Source organism: Streptomyces sp. NPDC048483, from assembly GCF_040651455.1.
In the GTDB taxonomy this organism is placed as follows: Bacteria; Actinomycetota; Actinomycetes; order Streptomycetales; family Streptomycetaceae; genus Streptomyces.
Map to the genome: position 1 here is coordinate 1 of NZ_JBEZJZ010000229.1, position 3,649 is coordinate 3,649.

General features: G+C 71.8%; 2 protein-coding genes and 2 pseudogenes. 1 reads left to right on the forward strand and 3 read right to left on the reverse strand.

What is annotated here, in order from left to right:
- Positions 1-84 precede the first annotated feature (84 nt).
- Positions 85-1,521, forward strand: a pseudogene (locus AB0D04_RS42350) (SbcC/MukB-like Walker B domain-containing protein); the annotation flags it as partial.
- A 1,060-nt stretch (positions 1,522-2,581) separates the two neighbouring features.
- Here AB0D04_RS42350 and AB0D04_RS42355 read toward each other — a convergent pair.
- The 3 genes and pseudogenes from AB0D04_RS42355 to AB0D04_RS42365 form a co-directional block, all read right to left on the reverse strand.
- Complete coding sequence (locus AB0D04_RS42355) at positions 2,582-2,836, reverse strand: hypothetical protein (RefSeq protein ID WP_362712795.1); 255 nt, start codon at positions 2,834-2,836, stop codon at positions 2,582-2,584.
- Positions 2,837-2,916: 80 nt separating this feature from the next.
- A complete protein-coding gene (locus AB0D04_RS42360; protein ID WP_362712797.1) occupies positions 2,917-3,408 on the reverse strand; it encodes a hypothetical protein in 492 nt (163 codons plus the stop codon).
- Positions 3,409-3,429: 21 nt separating this feature from the next.
- Positions 3,430-3,649, reverse strand: a pseudogene (locus AB0D04_RS42365) (transposase); the annotation flags it as partial.

Below are 3,649 nucleotides of genomic sequence, written 5' to 3' on the forward strand. Positions count from 1 at the left end.
CGGACGAGGAGCGGCAGCCGGGCCCCGTACTCGCTCTGATAGCCGTCCTCACCGAGCGGCAGCAACAGTGCCCCGGACGCGGCATCGGCCGACCACCCCGACCCGGCCCGCGCCGCCGCCGGACATGTCGACCGGGCGGCCGAGGAGGCCGCGCTGGCCGGCCACCGAAGGGCCGAAGAAGCCCGTCGGCAGGTGGAGGCCCGCTGCCAGTCGGCCAGGGAAGCGCTGGCCGGAGCCACGGCCGCGGCCGGTGACGCGGCGACCGACGAACTCACCGAGCAGGTCGAGGAGTTGCACACGGCCCACGCGCGCGACCATGCGGCCGGCGCCGATCTGCACGCCGCACGCGAGGCGTTCGGGCGCGCCGAGCGGGAGTACGAGCGCCGCCGCGCCGAGCAGCAGCAGGCCGAGCGCCGGGTCGCCGCCCGTACCTCGCACCGCGAGGCGCTGGATCGCGAACGGGCCGTGCTGGAGGAGGAGCTGGCCCAGGCGCGTGGTGACTGCGTCAGCGTGGCCGAGCGCGCCGGGCGGCTGGAGCGCCAGGTGACGCTGCTCGCCGCCGCCGCGGAAGCGTCCCGTACGGCCCACGCCTGCGCCGAGCGCCTCGAGGACGCCGACGCCGGACTCTCCGACGCCGCCCGCCGGGCCGGATTCGACACCCCGCAGTCCGCCGCCGAGGCGCTGCTGCGGGACGGCGAATGGCGTGCGCTCCAGCAGCAGCTCGACGAATGGCAGGCCGAAAGGGCCGCCGTGGAAGCGGAGTTGGCCGACCCCGAGGCGATCGCCGCGGCCGCCCTGCCGCCAGCGGACCCGGACGCCACCCGCGCCGCGCACGAGGCCGCCGGACACCGGCTGCGCGGCGCCGCCGCGGCCCAGGCGGCGGCCCGCGACCGCTGCGGCGAACTCGACCGGCTCTCCGTCCGCGCCGAGGCCGACGCCCGCGAACTGGCCCCGCTGCGCACCGCCCACGACCGCATCGCCCGCCTCGCCGGGCTCGCCTCCGGCACCTCCAGCGAGAACGCACGCCGGATGCGCCTGGAGTCGTACGTCCTCGCCGCCCGGCTCGAACAGGTCGCGGCCGCCGCCAGCGAGCGGCTGCACCGGATGTCGTCCGGCCGCTACACCCTCGTCCACTCCGACGAACGGGCCGGCGGCACCCGGCGCTCCGGCCTCGGTCTGCATGTCATCGACGCCTGGACCGGCCAGGAGCGGGACACCTCCAGCCTCTCCGGCGGCGAGACCTTCTTCGCCTCGCTCGCCCTCGCCCTCGGCCTCGCCGATGTCGTCACCGACGAGGCCGGCGGCACCCGGCTGGACACCCTCTTCATCGACGAGGGCTTCGGCAGCCTGGACGAGCAGACCCTCGACGAGGTCCTCGACGTCCTCGACTCCCTCCGCGAACGCGACCGCAGCGTCGGCATCGTCAGCCATGTCGCCGACCTGCGCCTGCGCATCCCGGCCCAGCTGGAGGTCGTCAAGGACCGGTCGGGGTCGACGGTGCGGCACCGGGTGCGGGGCTGAGCCGTGACCGCCGGAGTAGACGTGGGGCTTGGAGAAGCGTCCTGCCCGCTTGGGGCTGCCCCCATGGGGGACAGAGGCGGTGATCCTCCTCCACCGCTCGATTTCTGGCGACAGCCTCCCTGCCTCAGGGGTTCAGCGGCGGCGCCGCGCGCGGGTCCGGTCGTGCCCGTATCGTGCTGGGCCAGGCGGCCTGGGCCATGCTGTGCGCCCTGCTGATCACCGAAGTCCCCTGGACGGACCGGCTGTTGCCGCAGGTGCTGTTCTGGGCGGGGCTCGCGCCGACGTTCGCCACGATCTGGTTCGACCGGAAAAAGACCCGCCGAAGAACGGGCCGAGCCGCAGGGCACGGGCCGCTGGTCACTCCCGACTCCTCGCCATCCGTCCGTAGCGCGCCTGCCCGTACGGCCGCGTCGGCCTCTGTGAATCCGTGCGGTCGGTGCCTGGCAACTGCCTCCACATTCCGCGGTCGAGCCGGCCTGCTGGGACCTGGCCTCCCGCGCCGCCGGAGTGAGCGTGACCGGGTTGCCGGGCGGCGTGGTCCAGCTCGTATCGGCCCCCAAGAACGCGCACAGCCATCCCTCCCCGTGCCATGTCCGGTACACCATCCACCACGCCCTGAACTTGGCCAATTCCACCCCAGCCGACGCCCGGGGGCGCGATCCCCCGGCTACCCGACGGTTGACGGACGAAGCCGTGACGTGACAGTGACCGCACGGTGTGACCAAGAAGTGGGCCCGTGCGGCCTTGTCCCAGCTGGTTTCACCGACCGAGTGCTGGTCACGTTGGTACACCTGCGTACCCAGCTCGCTCATGCCGCGCTCGCCGAGCTGTACGGAGTGGGCTGTTCCACGGTCAGCGACGCCGCGCCGGCCGGTCATCCCGGTAGGTGGACGACGCAGCACCGGCCTGTTGCGGGTCGGCCGGCTGCGTCAGAGAGCTGCGCGATCGGCTCAGCGCGCAACCTCTTGCCGTGCTTAGCGGTGACTGACAGGACGGCAGGCATCAGCATGTTCTCCGTGTGCTGCTCGCGCTGGAGTTCATGCCACGCCTGCTGGAGGATCTAACGGCTCATGTCGCCGCCGTAATTGCTCTCCACCACGATCGCGTCCGCGCGCAGACCCACGGGCGCGCTTCGAGCCCAGGTGAGCGTGGGGCGGTTGCTGGTCCGCGCAAAGAGCGCCGCCGCCCTGATGGCGATCAGCCGGCCAATTGCTCTCGGCGCTACCCGTGCGCGCCGATCGACGGTCTTGCCGCCGTCGTGTACTCCGCCGTTCCGGCAACCAAGAACCACGTCCAGTTCGCCGTAGGCCGGCATCGTCGGATCCAGCGCCCTCTCGTCCCTTCCGGATGCTGTTCCCTCACCCGGCCGATCTTCCCGGCCCACAGGCCCGCGGCCTACTTCTTGAAGCTCTTGGCCGATTTGCGGCACTGGAGGGCACCCATCGTCAGGATCACCAGTCCGATGCAGAACCACAGAACGGATTCCAAGGCCGCCCCGACACCGATCTCCCGGAAGTGCTGGTCGCTGCCCACCCAGGCCTCGACCACATCAAGCTTCTTGCCGGCCGGATAGTTGTCCGCGTTCTCGAGCGTTCCGCTCCACCCGTCGTCGGCATCCCCTCCGCGAGGGGTGAAATCGCCGCCGCACTCGTAGTCGGAATGCTTCCGGCTGGAGTTGGTGTCCATGCAGTAATCGACCGTGAAAGTGCCGCGTGTGCCCACCAGACCCGTGGCCTGCACGCCCTGGACACCGTTGACGACGACGGCTCCGGCACCTACCAGGGTGAGCGCGAGACCGAGCAGCAGCCCGGTGGCCCGCCATCCCCATGCCGGCTTCGGCTCTCTCTGCTGTTTCTTGCGCGCCTCACGCGATATCGCACCGCTCACCCGAGCACCCTAGCTTGATCTTTAACCTTTGCGGCGTGGGCGAGGGATGGTCGGCTTCTTCGTTTGCCGTTTCGGGGCGTCTGTTTTGCGGACGGTGTGTACGTCGTGGTGTGGGGTGGGCCGGGTGTTCTTGCGGCCGGGTGGCGGTCCGGGGCCGGGGCGGGAGGATTTCGGTGCTCTGGCCGGGCAGGTGGCCTTGGGGCGGAGGTGCCGGAAGTCGCGGCGGACACGGGCCGGGGTC